We start from the raw sequence: 18,103 nt of genomic DNA, 5'->3' as shown, positions 1-18,103 counted from the left end.
ATGAATGTGGGAGGTGTTCGGATAAAGTCGATAATCAAGGCGCGGCCAAGCGTTTTAAAAAATGCCAACTTTTCTGTTTGCACTTTGCGATTCCTCGTGTATACTGACTTTCGCATTTAACGGAGAGTTGTCCGAGTGGCCGAAGGAGCACGATTGGAAATCGTGTAGGCGTCAAAAGCGTCTCCAGGGTTCAAATCCCTGACTCTCCGCCAGTTAATTCCAAAGCAGGCCTTCGAGCCTGCTTTGTTTTTACCCCACGCGGAGGGGTGGCAGAGTGGTTGAATGCGGCGGTCTCGAAAACCGTTTGGCCTGTATAAGGTCACGAGGGTTCGAATCCCTCCTCCTCCGCCATTTTGGTTGAGAAAGCTCCCAACAACGGGGGCTTTTTTGTTTAGAGTCTCTTACAAGCAAATACGGCGGAGGAGGAGGGATTCGAACCCGCCAGGGCGCGGAGCGTAAAGAAAACGCGCCAGTGGCGCGTTTTTAGCGCAGCGCGGTCGGCGTAAGCCGACCGGATAAATTTTGAGCGCTGCTCAAAATTTAGACATCCCTCCTATTCAACCACGCCCCCATCGCGTTCAGCATCGACCCAGATCCCCAAACATGGAACCTACGCCCGCATCCAGTCCCGACCGTTTGCCGAGCAATAGGGTCGCAATCGGCGCCGAACATGTACTATGTACGGGCATTGTCCAAATCCGTAATCCAAAGGACCCCATCTTGCCCGTCGTCGCCGCTATGACTGTTACTTCACACGCCTCGGATGCCATGGTCGCTATCCCATTTTGGCTCGAGATGTTCGCCGTTGTCGCGGCATCGATCTCGGGCGTGCTGGTCGCGCGCGAGCACAAGCTCGACCTGGTGGGCGCGGTCGCGCTCGCGGTGGTCTGCGGTCTGGGCGGCGGTCTTTTGCGCGATATGACGCTCCAGGTCGGCAACGTCTACATCCTCAACCAGCCCATGGCACTACCGCTCTCCATCGCCACAGCCGCCATCATCTATATCTTCCCGGCAATCGTCGATAAGCCCGAAAAACTCATTCCCCTGCTCGACATCATCTCGGTCGGCATCTACGCCGCCACTGGAGCAGACAAGGCGCTGGTCTACGGCTTTGCGCCGGCGGTGTGCATCATGATGGGCTTTTTCACCGCGGTGGGCGGTGGCATGTTGCGCGACGGCTTTATGGGCGTGGTTCCGGGCATTTTCCAACGTACTAACTTTTATGCCATCGCCGCCATCGCCGGATCGACAAGCTATGTGTGTCTCGTTATGAGCGGCATCATGAGCAATGTCGCCGCGCTGGTCGTATGCGTTGTCGTGACCATGGGTCTGCGCTGGCTCTCGCTGCGCTTTGACATCAAAAGCCCCACCGAAGAGGACATCGCGCGCTTTTTGCACCGCAAAAAGTAGATTGCGCGGGCTCATCCTTCGAAATACAACCGAGAGGTTCTTTTAGAGCGCCCACGCGTTGGGTACCCTGTTAGATGCATATCGAGCATCTAACGAAGGATTCACTATGCCCCGCAATCAATTCCCGTCGACCCAGCGCTGTAAAGCGTGGGGCCGCATCACCATCCTATTCGCACTCATCGCGCTGGCGATCACCGCGCTTCCCACGGCGTCGTTCGCCGGCACAGACACCGCAGGCAACGTACTTGCGACCGACAATGACGCCAATTCGTCCGGCGTCGAAGGTGACCTGTACTGGGCAGGTCAGGCCCTCAACTTGGACGATGCGTCCATCGGCCGCGACATAATTGCAGCAGGCGAGAGCCTCTCCATCCGCGACTGCACGGTGGGCGGCGCCGTCCGCTTGGCGGCGCGCACCATCGACATTGCCAAGACTACGGTTGATGGCAGCGTGACCGTTGCCGGCCAGCATGTCGTGCTCAATTCCGACAGCACCGCCAACTGTTTCTATGCGATAGGCGAGACGGTTGCCCTGCGCGGCTCTACCAAGTCGGCAGCGCTTGCGGGCGATACGGTGACTATCGATGGCACCGTCGAGGGCGATGTCGAGGTTTGGGCCGATAAGCTCATCCTGGGCAAGAACGCCCACATCACCGGCACCGTGAACGCGCACGTCTCCGAGGACCCCGAGCGCGCCGCGGGAGCCGAGGTCGGTGCGCTCAAGATCGACCGCACCGAGAACGAAGATACTTCCACCGTTAACGATGTCATCGGCGGTATCGTCGCCGCGGCGCTTTCCACCTGCTTTGTCGCCCTACTGCTCGAACTCGTCTTTCCGCGCGCAACCGCCAGCGCCGCCGGCATGCTCCACCAGCGCCCCATGCCCCTGTGGGTGAGCGGTCTTCTGGGCACGATTGCTATCGTCCCCGCCGTCCTACTGCTAATTATCTCTATCGCTGGTCTGTCGCTTGCCGGAGCCCTCATGTGCGGTGTTATTGGCATCGCGTTGGTGTCGAGCGCCTTTGCGGGGTGCGCGATCGCCCGCATGGTCGGACACAACCAGAACCGCTACGCCATGGCAGCCGCGGGCGGCGTGGCCGCGGGCGCGCTTACGGCAATCCCCCTCGTAGGCGATTTCATCAGCGGCGTGGCCTTTGTCTTCACGCTCGGCTATGTTATCCAGATCATCTGGCGCAACGCTCACCTCAAGTCGCAACAGCCGGCTAATACGCCGGAACTCCCCACCGCCTAGCCGCCAACCACCACAAAGGGGACAGGCACCTTTGTGGTGGTGCAAGCGAACCTGTCCCCCTTGCACCAAAAAGGGCGCCGACCATCGCGGTCGACGCCCTTTCTTGTTAGACGCTATAAAGCCCAGCGCTTATTTGTTGACCTGGCCGGCGCGGACGGCAGCCTTCTTGCGGTCGGTAGCGTTGAGCAGACGCTTGCGCAGGCGGATGTTCTTGGGAGTGATCTCCACCAGCTCGTCATCGGCGATGTACTCCAGCGCCTCCTCCAGCGAGAAGGTGCGGGGCGGCACCAGCTGGACGGAGATATCGGAGGTCGAGGAACGCTGGTTGCCCAGGTTCTTGGTACGGGCGATGTTAACGACCATGTCGCCGGCCTTGCTGCGCTCGCCCACGATCATGCCCTCGTAGCACTCGGTGCCCGGCTCAACAAACAGCTGGCCGCGCTCCTGCAGCGTACCCAGGGCATAGGCAACGGCCTTCTCGGTGGTCATGGAGATCATGGCGCCGTTCTGACGGTTGCCGATCTCGCCGGCGTAGGGACCGTACTCCAGGAAGGTGTGGTAGAACACGCCCTCGCCGTGGGTGACGTTCATGATGCGGTTCTTAAGACCCATGATGCCGCGGGTCGGGATCTTAAACTCGAGGTGCGTCACGATGCCCGAGGTGTCCATGCTCGTCATGATGCCACCGGAGGTACCGAAGACCTCGACGACCTTGCCCGAGTACTCGTCCGGGCACTCGACGACGGCCTGCTCGACAGGCTCCAGCTTGTTGCCGTTCTCGTCCTTCTTAAACAGAACGCGGGGACGGCCGACCTGGAACTCAAAGCCCTCGCGGCGCATGGACTCCATCAGGACGGACAGGTGCAGGATGCCGCGGCCAGAGACCTCGACGCCGCTCTTGTCCTCGAGCTCCTCGATCTTCATGGTCACGTTGTTCTCGGCCTCGTTGAACAGACGCTCCTTGAGCTGACGGGCGCCCACGATGTCGCCGTCACGGCCGACGAGCGGGGAGGTCGAAGCCTCAAAGACGATGGACAGGGTCGGCGGGTCGATCTCGATGGGCTCGAGCTCGACGGGGTTCTCGGGATCGGTGTAGACATCGCCGATATCGGTGCGGTCGATGCCCACGACGGCGGCGATGTCGCCGGCGCCGACTTCCTGGCACTCGGTGCGGCCCAGGTAGTCGAAGGTAAAGAGCTGCTTGACGGTAGCGGTGGCGCTGGAGCCGTCGTTCTTTACAACCAGGATCTGGTCGCCCTGGTGGATGGTGCCAGAGTACACGCGGCCGATGCCGATACGGCCGACGAAGTTGGAGTGGTCGATGGTCACGCACTGCATGGCCAGCGGAGCGGTCTCGTCAACCTCGGGTGCGGGCATGTCGTCGATGATCATGTCGAGCAGCGGGTACATGTCCATGTTGCCGTCCTCGGGATCATGACGGGCAAAGCCGTTGACGCCGCTGGCGTAGATGACATGCTCCATGGCAAACTCAAGCTGGTCGTCGGTGGCGCCCAGGTCGGCCATGAGGTCGAGGCAGTCGTTGTAAGCCTTCTCGGGGTTAGCACCCGGACGGTCGATCTTGTTGATGACGATCATGATCTTGAGGCCGGTGTCGATAGCGTGACGCAGCACAAAGCGGGTCTGGGGCATGGGGCCCTCAAAGGCGTCGACCAGCAGCAGGGCGCCGTCGGCCATACGCAGCACGCGCTCGACCTCGCCGCCAAAGTCGGCATGGCCCGGGGTGTCGATGACGTTGATCTTGACGTCCTTGTACTCGATAGAGATGTTCTTGGCGAGAATCGTGATGCCGCGCTCGCGCTCCTGGTCGTTAGAGTCCAGGACGCGGTCCTCGACCTGCTGGTTGGCACGGAAGGCGTCCGTGGCACGCAGGAGCTTGTCGACCATCGTCGTCTTGCCGTGGTCGACGTGGGCGATGATGGCGATGTTCCTCAGATTGTCTACGCGCATGTAGTTCCCCTATCTTCTATCCATATACAAACGGCACGCGTATGCGACCCACCCAGCAATGCAACGCTCGGCGGGAATATTGAGCCTTTTACCGAAAACCCGTTTATTTTAGCGATTTTAGATAAGAGGGGTTTCCTCACCTGCAGGTTCAGGGTCGCTCCACATAAAACCATCGCCGGCACCCATGCCCTCGTACAGCACGTAAGCCGAAAAGCCGCTCTCGAGCGTGGTCTCAAAGAAGCTCACGAGCAGGGCGTCGTGATAGCCGCCGTCGATCTCGACGCAGCCGGTATAGCCGATGGCATAGCGGGCGATACGGCCCAGGCCCTCGTCCTTAAGGCCCATCTTGTGCTCGGAGATAAAGTTGGTGGCCGCCTCGAGGCACGCCTCTTCGCCGTCCTCGTCGAGCGCCGCCAGATAGCGGTTGGAAGCGGCGTCCTCAATTGCCACGACCACGCCAGGGTTTTCACCGGCGGCAAGGTCGTCCAAGAACGCGCCGATCAGATCGCACACCATGGCGTCGAGCTCGGCGGAGACGTTACCGGCGTCCTGCATATCCTGTGCCATCTTTAGACCTTCCCATCGAGTCTGGCGTCGTTACAGTTCTTGCGCCTCGGCGGCGATCTTAGCAGCGGCATCGCGGGCGCGCATCATGTCCGCCGCGCGCTTGTCGAGCACCTTGATCTGGCTGGTCAGCATGACCGCATCGACCACACCCCAGATTACCAAGCCTGTTGAAATCGAGAACCCAAGCGCTCCAACTGTACCACGAAGACGAGAACAGATTACCGCGACAAGGGCGGAGATGATGACCATCTTGATATAGGAGCCGCGGCGCTCGCGAAGCGTGCGGGCCTGAGTCACATAGGCGATGCGAGCCGCCTCGGATGCCTCCGAGCGCATTTGGGCTTCACGCGCGATGGCAGCCGCTTCCGCCGATACGCGGGCACCCATCAGCGACCTCTCCGCTTGCGTGCCAGACATTTAGAAATCATCGGGGGAGAGTGTATGGACGAACTCGTCGAACTTTTCGAACTCTTGCTCGTCGTCGACTTCCTCGGCGTGCGGTGAGACGGTGCCCAAGCGATTCATAATGTCGTCTTCAACGAACATGGGGGCATTGCTGCGTACGGCGAGGGCGATGGCGTCGCTCGGGCGGGCGTCAATCTTGCGCTCGTCACCATCGACCAGCACGACAATCGTCGCATAGAACACCGGCGGCTCGGCACGAACGATCTCGATGCGCTCGAGCTTGGCGCCCAGGGCATCGACGGTGTCAAGCAGCAGGTCATGCGTTATCGGGCGCTCGGCGCGACCGCTATCGATGCCACGGCTAATTGCCGCGGCCTCAAACGAGCCGGTCTGAATGGAAAGCGAACGCAGCGGTGCCGTCGAATCCGACTTGCCGCAGCGCTCGCGAAGCACGATAAGCGATGGCACGGGACCGGCGGCCATGACGATGGTCTCTATGTCGACGCGAACCATGGAACACCTCCGGTACGTAGCGGTTAACACGCGGCAGGGTCGCCGCATTGAATAGCTATACTACCCAATCTTTCGCCCAGCACACAAAATCAAAGTAGTTAATTTGGGACGGGGCTATTTTGACTACTTTTGTTGGATAAGAAAAAAGCCCCGAGGCAATGCCCCAGGGCTCTTAACGTTTTGATGGTGGACCTGACAAGATTCGAACTTGTGACCTCCCGGTTATCAGCCGGACGCTCTAACCAACTGAGCTACAGGTCCATCATGGTGGAGGTTAGGGGGATCGAACCCCTGACCTCAGGCTTGCAAAGCCCGCGCTCTCCCAGCTGAGCTAAACCCCCACGGAGAAAGTAATAAACACCCCAGCGGCGACTCGGCTCTCGCTGGGGTGTTTATTGCGAAAGAAAGTGGTGGACCTGACAAGATTCGAACTTGTGACCTCCCGGTTATCAGCCGGACGCTCTAACCAACTGAGCTACAGGTCCATCGCGCAAGGGATATATTAGACGAGTCGTTACGCGCGCGTCAACAACTTTTTTGAAAATCTTTGAGGGGTGTCGGCCCGGCTGCCCGGCGGCATGCGAAGTCGCCTGCTCGGACAGTCCTGCTCGCACGGAGAGCACATTAAGTGCTCTCCGGCTCGTGCGGAACTCGCGATCGACTTCGTATGCCGCCGGGCAGCCGGGGCCGACGCGAGGTTCAAGATTGTCAAAAAAGCGGTCGGCGCGCAGTGCGCCGACCGCCGATGTAAGGGGTCTGATAATTTTTACCAGCTAGGGCCTCTTACTCGTCTAGGAGATCTCCTGGCATGTCGTTGCCGTCACCTAGATCGACAGGGGTTTCTTCGGGGGCAGAGCCGTCTTCTGTGGCTTCGCCTTCGGGCTTCTCCTTGGCGGCTGTCATGCGGGCTACGGCGCAGATGCGGTCGTTGTCGTCGACGGTCATCATCTTGACGCCCTGGGTGGCGCGACCGGTTTGGCTGATCTCATCGGTCTTGACGCGAATGACCGTCGCACCCTCCGTCACGATGAACAGCTCATGCTGCGGACCCACCGTCTTCATGGCTGCGAGGTTACCCTTGCGCTCGGTCATCTGGATGGTGTAGACGCCCTGGCCGCCGCGGTTCTGCTCCGGGTAGTCCGCAACCGGCGTGCGCTTGCCGTAGCCGCGCTCGGTAATGACAAACAGGTCACCATTGCCGTTGGTAACCTCCATACCCAAAACGCTCACGCCATCCTTCATGCCAATGCCGCGGACGCCGCTGGTATCGCGACCGGTGGCGCGCACCTGGTCCTCGGGGAACATAATCGCCTTGCCCGCGGTGGTTGCCATGATGATCTTGTCACCCTCACGCACGCGGCGTACAGCGAGCAGCGCGTCGTCGTCCCTCAGGTTGATGGCGATCAGGCCATCACGGCGGCTACGGTCGTAGGCGCTCATCACGGTCTTCTTGACCATGCCGCTCTTGGTGGCAAACATCAGATACTCGTCGGCGGGGAACTCGCGGCAGCTGATGACACTCGCAATCTTCTCGCCCTCCTCGAAAGGCAACAGGTTGACGATCGCGGTACCGCGTGCCTGGCGCGTACCCACCGGCAGCTCGTGCACCTTCAGGCGATAGACCTTGCCCTTGCTCGAGAAGAACAGCACGTACTCGTGCGTGGACGCGATAAACATCTCGTCGATGACATCGTCCTCTTTGAGGTTGACGCCCGACACGCCCTTGCCGCCGCGCTTCTGGGCGCGGTAGGCAGCCACCGGGATGCGCTTGACATAGCCGGTGTGGGTGATGGTCACGACCATGTCCTCGTCGGCGATGAGGTCCTCGACATCCAGGTCCTTCTCGACATGGCTAATCTCGGTGCGGCGCTTATCGCCGAACTTCTTGGAAATCTCGCGCATCTCTTCCTTGATGACGCCCAGGATTTTCTCCTCGTGCGCCAACAGGTCCTCGTAGTAGGCGATGGCGCGACGCAAGCCGTCCAGCTCTTCCTGAATCTTGTCGCGCTCCAGGCCGGTCAGGCGGCGCAGCTTCATCTCGAGGATGGCCGTAGTCTGCTCGGGCGTAAAGCCAAAGCGCTCGATTAGGCGACTGCTGGCCTCAGAGTCGGTCTGCGAGGAGCGGATGATGCTGATGACCTCGTCGATATGGTCGAGAGCCATCAGGTAGCCCTCGAGGATATGGGCACGCGCCTGGGCCTTCTTGAGGTCAAAGCGGGTGCGGCGGGTGACGACGTCGACCTGGTGGTCGATGTAGTGCTGCAGCATCTCGCGCAGGCTCAGGCATTTGGGAACGCCGTTGACAAGCGCCAGGTTGTTGGCGCCGAAGGTCGTCTGCAGCGAGGTGTACTTGTACAGGTTGTTGAGCACGACCTGCGGAATGACGCCCTTCTTGAGCTCGATAACCAGGCGGATACCCTTCTGGTTGGACTCATCGCGCATATCCGAGATGCCCTCGATGCGCTTGTCGTTGACGAGCTGGGCGATCTTCTCCTGCAGGGTACCCTTGTTGACCATGTAGGGAATCTCGGTAAAGACCAGGCGGCTACGGCCGGTCTTGGTGGACTCCACGTGCGCCTTGGCACGCACGGTAATGGAGCCGCGGCCGGTCTCGTAGCTCTGCTTAATGCCGGCACTACCCATGATGATGGCACCGGTGGGGAAGTCCGGACCGGGCATGATCTGCATGAGCTCGTCGACAGTGGCGTCGGGGTTGTCGATCAGGTAGCAGGTGGCCTCGATCGCCTCGGTGAGGTTATGCGGGGCGATGTTGGTGGCCATGCCGACGGCGATGCCCTGGCTACCGTTGACCAGCAGGTTGGGGAAACGCGCGGGCAGCGCCTGGGGCTCGGCGAGCGACTCGTCGTAGTTGGGCTGCCAGTCGACGGTGTCCTTCTGCAGGTCACGCAGGAGCTCCATGGCGGGCTTTGCCAGGCGGCTCTCGGTGTAACGCATGGCGGCGGCGCCGTCGCCGTCGATGTTGCCGAAGTTGCCGTGACCGTCGATGAGCGGCGTGCGCATGGAGAACCACTGCGCCAGGCGGACCATGGCCTCGTAGACCGCGAAGTCACCGTGCGGATGGTACTTACCGATAACTTCGCCGACCGTCCAAGCGGACTTCTTGTGCGGACGGTTGGGGTAGATGCCGCTCTCGTTCATGGCGTACAGGATGCGGCGGTGCACCGGCTTTAAGCCGTCGCGCACATCCGGCAGGGCGCGCGCCGTGATGACCGACATCGAATACTCGATAAACGACTGCTTCATCTCGCGGCCAAACTCCGAAATCTGGAGCTGGCCGCCGTTGATATCCTCACCGGCCGAGGCACCACGGTCGACTTCGCCAAAGCTCTCCTCGAGCTCGGCGTCGTCGTCCTCTTCATCCTCATCATCGGCGTCGGGGTTATAGGCGTCCGGGTCGCCGTCCTCGCCCTGCTCAGCACGGGCAAGCAGGCGCTTCAGATCATCGGGCATGCCGGCGTCGCCGGCCTCGTCCATACCCTCGTTATTGTTGATATCGTCTGCCACGTTACCTCCTCATGGTTTGCGTGGTCCATTAGTTCCCTACCACGGAGACGGATTACCGGGAATGCCGGATAACCCTCCTAGGTTTTCCAGGTGCCCCAGGTTGCCCTGAAGGATGAGGGCGCACGCCTTGCGTGCGGCGCCCGAAATCCTGAAGGGCAAGATGGGGTGCCTGGGAAAGCTAGGCGTCTAGGAAGCGTGCGTCATGGGCGTGCTTCTCGATATATTCGCGGCGATAGCCGACCTCGGAACCCATCAGTTCGCGCACGGCGCGATCCGCCACCACGGCGTCCTCGATCGACACGCGCTGCAGAATGCGGGTCTTGGGGTCCATCGTCGTCGAGGCAAGCTGCTTGGGGTCCATCTCGCCCAGGCCCTTGTAGCGCTGGACGGTATAGCCCTTGCGCTTCTTGGTGATCTTGCCGTCCTTGGCCTTGCCGTCCTCGTCGTTGTCGTCGGGGTTCAGCCCCAGGCTCTGGATGGTGTCGCGCAGGATCTCGTCTTCGGGCTGGCGGCCGTTGGGATACACGTAGTGGATCTTGTTGCGCACCTTAATGCCAAAGATGGGCGGGCACGCGACATACACGTAGCCGGCGTCAATCAGCGGGCGCATGTACTTGTAGAAGAACGTCAGCAGCAGAATGCGGATATGCGCACCGTCGACATCTGCATCGGTCATGATGATGATCTTGTGGTAGCGAGCCTTGGTGATATCAAAGTCGCCGCCGTCGCCGGCGCTCGTCGTGACGCCGCAGCCGATCGCGGTGATGAGGGACTGGATGGTGTCGCTCGAGAACGCACGATGATCGCCCACGCGCTCGACGTTCAAAATCTTGCCGCGCAGGGGCAGAATCGCCTGGATGTCTCGGCGACGGCCGTCCTTGGCCGAACCGCCTGCCGAGTCGCCCTCTACGATGAAGAGCTCGGTCAGCTCGGCATCGCGCACCGAGCAGTCGGCGAGCTTGCCGGGCAGCGACGCCGTCTCGAGCAGGCTCTTGCGGCGGGTCGCCTCGCGCGCCTTGCGGGCGGCGTTGCGCGCCTTGCAGGCCTGTTGGGCCTTCTTGACGATCTCACGAGCGGGCTTGGGGTGCTCCTCGAGGTAATCGGCAAGGCCGTCGGTCACGATCTTGAGCGTCAGCGCGCGCATATAGGAGCTGCCGAGCTTGGCCTTGGTCTGGCCCTCAAACTGCGGATCGGGCAGTTTGACCGAGATAACGGCCGATAGGCCCTCACGCACATCGTCGCCGGTCAGGTTGGCGTCTTTTTCCTTGAGCAGGTTCTGCTTGCGAGCGTAATCGTTAATCACGCGGGTGAGCGCGGTGCGGAAGCCCTCGAGGTGCATGCCGCCCTCGGGGGTGTAGATGTCGTTGGCAAACGACATGACGTTCTCGCCGTAGCCGCTATTCCACTGCAAGGACACCTCGACCTCGCCCATCTTGGTCACGGGCGCATCCGGATCCGATTTGCCCTCAATATAGATGGGCTCCTTAAAGGCCTCGGGGACATCCTTGCCCTCATTGAGGAACTTGACGAAGTCGATGATGCCGCCGGCATAGCAAAACTCTTCCACATGGGGAGTCGCCTCGCGCTCGTCGGTCAGCACGATCTTGAGGTTCTTGTTGAGGAATGCCGTCTCCTGTAGACGGTTGTGCAGCGTGTCGAAATCGTAGATGCAGGTCTCGAAGATCTCGTCGTCGGGCCAGAAGCTGACAGTGGTACCCGTCGAATCCGAGGTGCCCACGACCTCCATCTTCTTGACGGTCTTGCCGCGCGAGAACTCCATCTCGTAGATGTTGCCGTCGCGGCATACCTGTACGACCACGCGCTTGGACAGGGCGTTGACGACGGAGATGCCCACACCGTGAAGACCGCCCGAGACCTTGTAGGCCGAGTTATCGAACTTACCGCCGGCGTGCAGGATCGTCATGACGACCTCGAGCGTCGGGATCTTTTTGATAGGATGCTCGTCGACGGGGATGCCGCGCCCGTTGTCGACGACCGTGATGGAGTTGTCGGCGTGGACCGTCACCTGAATCTCGGTGCAGAAACCGGCCATGGCCTCGTCGACGGAGTTGTCAACGATCTCCCACACCAGGTGATGAAGACCGCTGGCGCTCGTCGAGCCAATGTACATGCCCGGGCGCTTACGAACGGCCTCGAGACCTTCGAGAATCTTAATCTCGCCGCCATCGTAATCGTTTTCGTTTGCCACACGTCCTCCTTCAGTTAAGAAAATGTGTACAGCCTTACTAGTTTATCGTAAAAAAATACCCTCGGGAACGAGGGTATTTGGCTCTACAAGGCCACCAGATGCGATTTAAGGCTCTTTTTTGCCCTGCACGCCCTTGGCCCACTCGGCACTGGCTCTCATGGCGTTCTCGAGGGCCTCGCGCAGTTTTTGGTCTTCGATGGGCGCCACTTGGCGCTCGATCTCGGTGCGCTCGGCCTCACTTAGGTCGGCGTGCGGGGCCGGCGGGCGCTCGGTCGTCGCCGGGCGCAGGCGCTCCTTGGTGGCGGGCGGTGTGTGACCGGGTGCGGTGGTTTTGAACACCAGGCCGTCCACATGCGCACCGGCGCGCTCCATGCGCGCGCGGATGATCTCGCGCAACAACGTCATTTCCTGCGTCCACGAGGGCGAGTCGAGATACACCAGCAGCTCATTGGACTCGGGCAGGTAACGCAGCCCCGTCACATGCCGCCCCTCGCGCGTGCCCGAGCACACCGCATTCCAGGCGCGATAGACCGCACGAGACTCCTCTGCAGCCTCCATCTGCGCACGGCGCTCGGGTGTCGCGGCCGCCAGGATGCGCTGACGCTCGGCATCCAAAAAGCCGCCAAAGGCAACCGTTCCGTTCTCGCGCTCGTAATTAGCACGTCTCACCCATGTTCACCACCTTGGCTCGATCAAGCAGGTCATCGGTAAAGTACCCCAGGTTGGTCGTGGTTATGACCGTCTGGATATCATCGCCGATCAGCTGCAGAAAAGCGCCTCGACGCCCGGCGTCAAGCTCGCTCATCACGTCGTCCAAAAGCAGCAGCGGTGCGGTGCCCAGGATATCGCGCGCCACGGCCACTTCTGCCACCTTCCAGGCAAGCACCAGCGTTCGCTGCTGGCCCTGGCTGGCAAACGAACGGGCCGATCGACCCGCGACGGAAAACTCAATCTCGTCGCGATGCGGACCGACGAGCGTCACGCCGCGGCGGATCTCCTCGTCGGCGCGCTCATCGAGCGCCGAGAGCATGTGCTCATACGCCCAGCCCCTGAGCTCGTCGCGATCCACGGTGCCAGGCAGGTCGCCAAGCGTGGACACATAGGACACGCCGGCGGGCTCGCCGGATGCCACGCGGCCATAGGCATCGCGCACATGGCCCGACAGCCGGTCGAGCAGGGCCAGACGATGCACGAGCAGGGCCGAACCGGCGCGGGCAAGCGATTCGTTCCAGGCGCCGAGCATCTCGCGGCAGCACCAGGTCTCCTTGAGCAGGGCATTGCGCTGGGTTACGCAACGCCCGTAGGCACTAGCCAGGTCGGCATAGGGCGCACTCAGCTGAACGCCAAAGTCATCAAGTGCGGTGCGGCGTACGCTGGCACCCCGCTTGACCATATCCAGGTGGTCCGGGCAAAACAGAACGCTCGGCAGCACCCCGCGCACGCCGGACGCAGCGCAACGCTTGCCGTTGCGGCTAAACGAGCGCTTACCGTCCTCCGCGCTCAATCCCATATCAAGCACGCGGCCGTCGCCCTCGAGCCTCAGCTCGATCTTGCACGAGCCCACGCCGTCATGGACGAGCTCGGCTGCGGTCGGATGCCTAAACGAGGCGCCGCTCGTCAGCAGCTGCAGCGCCTCTATGAGATTGGTCTTTCCCGCCGCGTTGGGTCCCGCAAGTATCGTCACGCCCTCGTCCAGGGCAAGGTGATAGCTATCGAAGCTGCGGTAGTGCGCGACGGAAAGATCGCGGGCGAACATGGTCATGGCGCAGCGCTAGATGCGGACCGGCATGACCAGGTACAGGTAGTTGATCTTGTCGTAGGACTTAAAGATGCCCGCCTGCGAGTAGCTCTTGAGCTCCAGCGTGATCTCCTTCTCCTTGGACAGGGCATTGAGGCAGCCGAAGATGTAGTGGTAGTTGAAGGCGATGGTACCCGACTCGCCCTCGGCCTCGACATCGATCGTCTCCTGCGCAAGGTCCTGGTCATTGGAAATGGAGGACAGGCCCATCTGCCCGTTCTCGACATCAATCTCGAACTTGACGGCGGGGTTGGCGCTCGCGATAACGGCCACGCGCTTGAGGGCGGCGTTAAAGGCGGCGACGTCGATCTTGACGCTCGTCACGCACGAATCGGGGATGAGCTGCTTGTAGTTGGGGTACACGCCCTCGATGCGGCGCGACACGTAGGTGGTGTTGCCGGCCTCGAAGACGACCTGGGTGTCGGTAGCCCCGATCATAATGGTCGCCTGGCTGGCCATGATGTTCAGCGCGTCGTTAAAGGCGTCGGCTGGAACGTTGAGCTCAAAGGAGCCCTCGAGGGTCGAGGTCTCGACCTGCGTATCGCACACGGCCAAGCGGAAGGAATCGGTCGCCACCAGGCGCACGGTGTTGTTCTCGACCTTCATGTGCACACCGCCCAGGATGGGGCGGGCCTTGTCGGTCGAGGTGACGCGCCACACGCGGCCGACCATTTCGGACAAGATATCGGTCGGCAGCTCCACGGCACTCTCGATGGCATAGGCCGGAAACTCGGGGAAGTCATTGGCATCGAGCGTGTTCAGGCGGAAAGAGCTCTTCTCGCAACTAATCAGCACCTGGCGCTCGGACAGCTCAAAGGCGACCGGGGCATCGGGGAGGGTCTTGGTGATATTGGAGAGCATCTTACAGGGGATAACCATCTCGCCCTCTTCTTCGACATGCGCCGCGATGCGATGACGGATCGAGATGGTGTAGTTAGAGGTCTGGAATTCCAAGATGCCGTCTTGCGCCTTGACGAGCACGCCCGACAGGATGGGAAGGGTGGATGCCGAAGCGACACCCTTCATAACGACGCCGATGGCTTGTGTAAGCGAGCTCTGACTGACGGTGAACTTCATCATTTAATACCTTTCTATAGATATAAATATCTTAATAATAGTAATAGCACTGACGAAACTGTTGATTACTCCCAAAGACGCAGGTCAGACCCAAAAAGAGAATCGACAGCACCCTGTGTGCAACGGGGGTGGTTTTCCACGTTCAAAACCTGCGCAAAACTTTTCATCACCGCGGGTTGGGTTTTAAACACCTTATGCCCGTGGTTTCGACAAGTTTTCAACAGGTGTCTCTATTTCCCTACGAGCGCAGTGTAATTTTATCGCGCAGCGACTTGAGATCTTCGGTGACGGTGCGGTCTTCCTGGATCATCTTCTGGACCTTTTTGTAACTCGTGCTGACGGTCGAGTGGTTGCGGTTGCCAAATTCGGCGCCCACCGCCGTGGTCGTCATCTCGCACATTTCGATGGCCAGGTAGATAGCGATATGGCGTGCCTTGGCGATATTGGCGTTGCGACGCGGGCCGATGAGCTCCTCGTGCGTCACGCCGTACTGCTCTTCGATGACGGACTGAACCGTCTGGACGTTGATCTTTTTGGCCGATGTGTCGAAGTACTGGCTGGCGATGGCGTCGATATCGTCAAAGGTGAGCTCCCCGCCCTCGCGCTCGCGGTCGCCCGCCTCGCCGGCGCAACGCTCGCAAAAGCTCTCGAGCTCGCGGATGTTGGTGCCCGAGACCTCGGCCATGTGTTTAAAGTGCTCGTCGGTCAGGTGCCCGCCGTCGCCCCCATAGGCCGCCAGCAGCGAGTCGTCGCCTGCCTCGGGAGCGGCGACGATGGTGTTCTCGTAATAGCGCTGCAAGATCTTGTATTTCATCTCGTAGCTGGGCTCTGCGACCAAGCAGAGCATGCCGGCGTTGAAGCGGCTGGTCAGACGCTCGTCCATGCTCAGGTCCTTGGGGGCGCGGTCTGCCGCGATGACGACCTTCTTGTTGTTGCGGATGAACTCGTCCATGAGCTGGAAAAAGTAGTCCACGCTCGCGCGCTTGCCGATGATGTTTTGGATGTCATCGATGATGAGCACGTCCACGCCGTGGTATGCTTGCATGATAGGGGCGTTGCTCTTCTTTTGGCGGTCGAACTCGGTCATCAGGTCGTCCAGATATGCCTGGGAGTTGGCATACTTGACCTTGATCTCGGGCGACTTCTCGGCGAGCTCGTTTTTGATGGCAAGCAGCAGGTGCGTCTTGCCCAGGCCCGATTTGCCGTAGATGAACAGTGATGTGCACGTGCCGCGCTCGTCCGCGAGGGCGGCAAACTTGAGTGCCGAGCGATAGGCATGGCTGTTCTCGGGGCCGTAGACAAAGTTCTCAAAGGTAAATTTTGAGTTCGCGGCGAGCGGGGCTCCATCCGCATTCTGCTCGGCCGGTACGGTCGGTGCTGGCATGGGTGAAGCGGGGGTCGCAGCTTGCGTGGACTTAGTCGGCGCTCCGCCCTTCATCTGGTTCATCATGCGACGAAAATCATCGGCCGAGAGCGTGTTCTTGATTGCAATGCCCGAATCCGCGCCCGCCGCTGCGTCGTGAGCGATAGGCATGTGCGTGACGGGTGCGTTCGTTGACGTCGCCGCCGCGGTCGGCAACGGTGCCATGGTTTCACGGGAAACATCGCCGTGCTGGTGCTCGATTGTCGGCACGTCGCCTGCGGAGGCCGGCACCGCCGGGGAAGCAGCGGGAGCCGTGGCGGGCGCCGTCGCGGCAGCAGATTCGGCCGTTGCGCCTTGCGGTGCCACGATGTCGAGCGCGATCGGTGCAAAGGCGATTTCTTCCAGATAGGCCTCAATGGTCGGCTGATGCTTTTTGAGCTGCGCGATGGCAAAGCGCGAGGGGGCCTCGATCGTGAGCGTATCTTCGGTCAGGCTTATGGCGCGCGATTGCCCCAGCATGTTGATGAGGCGTGCATCTTGGCCGTCGCGCTGGCAAAAGGCGATGGCATCCCCCAGGATGATGCTTGCTTCCTCGTCCACTGTCTCTCCCGTTCTTTAGCTCTGAGCTCGCACGCGAGCGGCGCCGAGTTCGGTCAGATGGTATTTCTGGCCATGCTTGATGACCAAGCCGGCCTGCGCCAAGTCATTGAGCGTGCGTGACCAAGTAGGGGCCGAGTTTCCAAACGCCCTCGCCAGATCGGTTGCACCGCACGCTTGATTTTGCGCCAGATAGCCCAGCGCGGCGTTGCCGCGATCGCTTACGAACACGTCCGGCTGTGGCTGCGCATACTGATTTGCTGCATTAGGATACATCATTTGAGCTGCTGGTTGTTGAGAACTCTGCATCGGCGGCATTTGCTGTTGAAAACTTTGAGGCCACTGTTGGTAAGGCTGCGGAGTCGTCTGCTGGGCCCAGGGGTTGTACTGCTGCTGCGGCATCTGCTGGTACGGCTGCTGATATCCCTGCTGGTACTGCTGCGGGAACTGCTGGCCATACCCCAGTGGCGGCATCTGCTGATATGGATATCCCTGTTGGTACGGCTGATAGCCCATTTGCTGGCCACCCGGTGCCCCCGTCGCCTGCTGCATTGCTGCTGCATCCTGATCCGCCAGCGGCATGGCCTCTGGCGCGTTTGGCGGCATCGACATCGATGCCGCCTGGGGCTCTTGTGTAGGAAGCATTCCGGGCTGCTGCATCTGTCCCACGGGGGGCTGCATCTGTTGCGTTGCCATGGGCTGCTGCGCAAAAGCTCCCGGCAGGGGATATGTGGGCTGCTCCGTCTCGGGCCGCACGGCAGCACCGCGTCCGCCGGCACGCTCTATTTCCTGCACGCGTTTAGGGTCCAGGCTTACCGTAACCACGGTGCCGTTGCCCATGTTGTCCTCGATGGACACGGCCCCGCCGGCGTTTTCCAAATACTCCTGCACCATGGGAAACCCTGCTCCGGTTCCACGGATGTAGCGCTTCATCTTGCTGTTTGCGCTGGTAACGCCAAAGTCGAAAGCACGCTCCTTGTCGTCGATGCCGGGTCCTTGATCAGCGAAGCGGATGGTGTCTCCGCCGTCCAGAATCGAGATGATGGGCTCGGCAAAGTGCGCGTGGATAAAGTTTTCGACAATCTCGCGGATGACCATGAGCGAGATATGGCCACCTTGTTCTTTCATGCACTGGTAGACGGTGTTGGTCGTCTCTTCCAAATACGTGCGGACATCTTGCGGATCAATGACGATCACACGCGGTGTCGACAGCATATCGTCATAGACGGCGATCCGCGCGGCGTACATGGCTTTTGGCGCCTGCGTGGTCGTCTGCTCGCCTTCCTCACGCTCTTCGCGCACGCCGGTGATGTGCTCGTTGTCGGGTGCCGGGTCTCCGGAATCGACCATGGTGTAAAAGTCGTCAGACATGCCGCTCGCAATCTTTCAAAAGGTTTCGAACAAATAGTAGCTCACCGT

Annotated in this window: 13 protein-coding genes and 5 tRNA genes; 4 read left to right on the top strand and 14 right to left on the bottom strand. The window is 60.7% G+C overall.

Annotated elements, in window-relative coordinates; all coding sequences use genetic code 11:
* Positions 1 to 121: 121 nt before the first annotated feature.
* The 4 genes from DXD56_RS06700 (at position 122) to DXD56_RS06685 (ending at position 2,662) form a co-directional block, all read left to right on the top strand.
* A tRNA-Ser gene (locus tag DXD56_RS06700) sits at positions 122 to 212 on the top strand.
* Positions 213 to 260: 48 nt separating this feature from the next.
* Positions 261 to 351 (top strand) — tRNA-Ser (locus DXD56_RS06695).
* Positions 352 to 720: 369 nt separating this feature from the next.
* The gene (locus DXD56_RS06690; RefSeq protein WP_233508888.1) at positions 721 to 1,410 is read left to right on the top strand and encodes a trimeric intracellular cation channel family protein; all 690 of its coding nucleotides are present in this window, start codon (positions 721 to 723) and stop codon (positions 1,408 to 1,410) included.
* Between the two features lie 106 nt (positions 1,411 to 1,516).
* A complete protein-coding gene (locus tag DXD56_RS06685) occupies positions 1,517 to 2,662 on the top strand; it encodes a polymer-forming cytoskeletal protein (RefSeq protein WP_117640653.1) in 1,146 nt (381 codons plus the stop codon).
* Positions 2,663 to 2,791: 129 nt separating this feature from the next.
* Here DXD56_RS06685 and typA read toward each other — a convergent pair whose 3' ends face one another.
* The 14 genes from typA to DXD56_RS06615 form a co-directional block, all read right to left on the bottom strand.
* Entirely contained in the window at positions 2,792 to 4,630 is a 1,839-nt protein-coding gene (gene typA / locus DXD56_RS06680; RefSeq protein WP_117640652.1) for a translational GTPase TypA, read from the bottom strand.
* 117 nt (positions 4,631 to 4,747) lie between these two features.
* Positions 4,748 to 5,197 carry a hypothetical protein gene (locus tag DXD56_RS06675; protein ID WP_089572580.1) on the bottom strand — a complete coding sequence of 150 codons (450 nt, stop codon included), beginning with the start codon at positions 5,195 to 5,197 and terminating at the stop codon, positions 4,748 to 4,750.
* A gap of 30 nt (positions 5,198 to 5,227) precedes the next feature.
* On the bottom strand, positions 5,228 to 5,584 hold the full coding sequence (locus tag DXD56_RS06670; RefSeq protein WP_117640651.1) for a hypothetical protein: 357 nt from the start codon (positions 5,582 to 5,584) through the stop codon (positions 5,228 to 5,230).
* 30 nt (positions 5,585 to 5,614) lie between these two features.
* Positions 5,615 to 6,115, bottom strand: a complete 501-nt coding sequence (locus DXD56_RS06665; RefSeq protein WP_117640650.1) for a bifunctional nuclease family protein — start codon at positions 6,113 to 6,115, stop codon at positions 5,615 to 5,617.
* Positions 6,116 to 6,299: 184 nt separating this feature from the next.
* A tRNA-Ile gene (locus tag DXD56_RS06660) sits at positions 6,300 to 6,376 on the bottom strand.
* A gap of 4 nt (positions 6,377 to 6,380) precedes the next feature.
* A tRNA-Ala gene (locus DXD56_RS06655) sits at positions 6,381 to 6,456 on the bottom strand.
* A gap of 67 nt (positions 6,457 to 6,523) precedes the next feature.
* A tRNA-Ile gene (locus DXD56_RS06650) sits at positions 6,524 to 6,600 on the bottom strand.
* Positions 6,601 to 6,898: 298 nt separating this feature from the next.
* On the bottom strand, positions 6,899 to 9,610 hold the full coding sequence (gene gyrA, locus DXD56_RS06645; RefSeq protein ID WP_117640656.1) for a DNA gyrase subunit A: 2,712 nt from the start codon (positions 9,608 to 9,610) through the stop codon (positions 6,899 to 6,901).
* A gap of 208 nt (positions 9,611 to 9,818) precedes the next feature.
* Positions 9,819 to 11,849, bottom strand: a complete 2,031-nt coding sequence (gene gyrB / locus DXD56_RS06640) for a DNA topoisomerase (ATP-hydrolyzing) subunit B (RefSeq protein ID WP_117640649.1) — start codon at positions 11,847 to 11,849, stop codon at positions 9,819 to 9,821.
* A gap of 105 nt (positions 11,850 to 11,954) precedes the next feature.
* Positions 11,955 to 12,518: a DciA family protein gene (locus tag DXD56_RS06635; protein ID WP_117640648.1), complete on the bottom strand. Its 564-nt coding sequence runs from the start codon at positions 12,516 to 12,518 to the stop codon at positions 11,955 to 11,957.
* Positions 12,505 to 13,611 carry a DNA replication/repair protein RecF gene (locus tag DXD56_RS06630; RefSeq protein WP_117640647.1) on the bottom strand — a complete coding sequence of 369 codons (1,107 nt, stop codon included), beginning with the start codon at positions 13,609 to 13,611 and terminating at the stop codon, positions 12,505 to 12,507. Before DXD56_RS06630 ends, DXD56_RS06635 begins: the two co-directional genes overlap by 14 nt.
* 9 nt (positions 13,612 to 13,620) lie before the next feature.
* A complete protein-coding gene (dnaN, locus tag DXD56_RS06625; RefSeq protein ID WP_117640655.1) occupies positions 13,621 to 14,724 on the bottom strand; it encodes a DNA polymerase III subunit beta in 1,104 nt (367 codons plus the stop codon).
* Positions 14,725 to 14,962: 238 nt separating this feature from the next.
* On the bottom strand, positions 14,963 to 16,687 hold the full coding sequence (locus tag DXD56_RS06620) for a DnaA ATPase domain-containing protein (protein ID WP_117640646.1): 1,725 nt from the start codon (positions 16,685 to 16,687) through the stop codon (positions 14,963 to 14,965).
* A 15-nt stretch (positions 16,688 to 16,702) separates the two neighbouring features.
* The gene (locus tag DXD56_RS06615; protein WP_117640645.1) at positions 16,703 to 18,055 is read right to left on the bottom strand and encodes an ATP-binding protein; all 1,353 of its coding nucleotides are present in this window, start codon (positions 18,053 to 18,055) and stop codon (positions 16,703 to 16,705) included.
* Between the last annotated feature and the right edge of the window lie 48 nt (positions 18,056 to 18,103).

It is taken from the genome of Collinsella sp. TM06-3 (assembly GCF_003436395.1).
Classification (GTDB): Bacteria; Actinomycetota; Coriobacteriia; order Coriobacteriales; family Coriobacteriaceae; genus Collinsella.
Note: the sequence above shows the minus strand (reverse complement) of the source record. Positions and strands in the feature narration are given on the sequence as shown.

Bases quoted from the DNA above. Each gene is read 5' to 3' on its own strand.
- DXD56_RS06685 (WP_117640653.1), top strand. From the start codon at position 1,517: ATGCCCCGCAATCAATTCCCGTCGACCCAGCGCTGTAAAGCGTGGGGC.
- typA (WP_117640652.1), bottom strand. From the start codon at position 4,630: ATGCGCGTAGACAATCTGAGGAACATCGCCATCATCGCCCACGTCGAC.
- DXD56_RS06675 (WP_089572580.1), bottom strand. From the start codon at position 5,197: ATGGCACAGGATATGCAGGACGCCGGTAACGTCTCCGCCGAGCTCGAC.
- DXD56_RS06670 (WP_117640651.1), bottom strand. From the start codon at position 5,584: ATGGGTGCCCGCGTATCGGCGGAAGCGGCTGCCATCGCGCGTGAAGCC.
- DXD56_RS06665 (WP_117640650.1), bottom strand. From the start codon at position 6,115: ATGGTTCGCGTCGACATAGAGACCATCGTCATGGCCGCCGGTCCCGTG.
- gyrA (WP_117640656.1), bottom strand. From the start codon at position 9,610: ATGGACGAGGCCGGCGACGCCGGCATGCCCGATGATCTGAAGCGCCTG.
- DXD56_RS06630 (WP_117640647.1), bottom strand. From the start codon at position 13,611: ATGACCATGTTCGCCCGCGATCTTTCCGTCGCGCACTACCGCAGCTTC.
- dnaN (WP_117640655.1), bottom strand. From the start codon at position 14,724: ATGAAGTTCACCGTCAGTCAGAGCTCGCTTACACAAGCCATCGGCGTC.
- DXD56_RS06615 (WP_117640645.1), bottom strand. From the start codon at position 18,055: ATGTCTGACGACTTTTACACCATGGTCGATTCCGGAGACCCGGCACCC.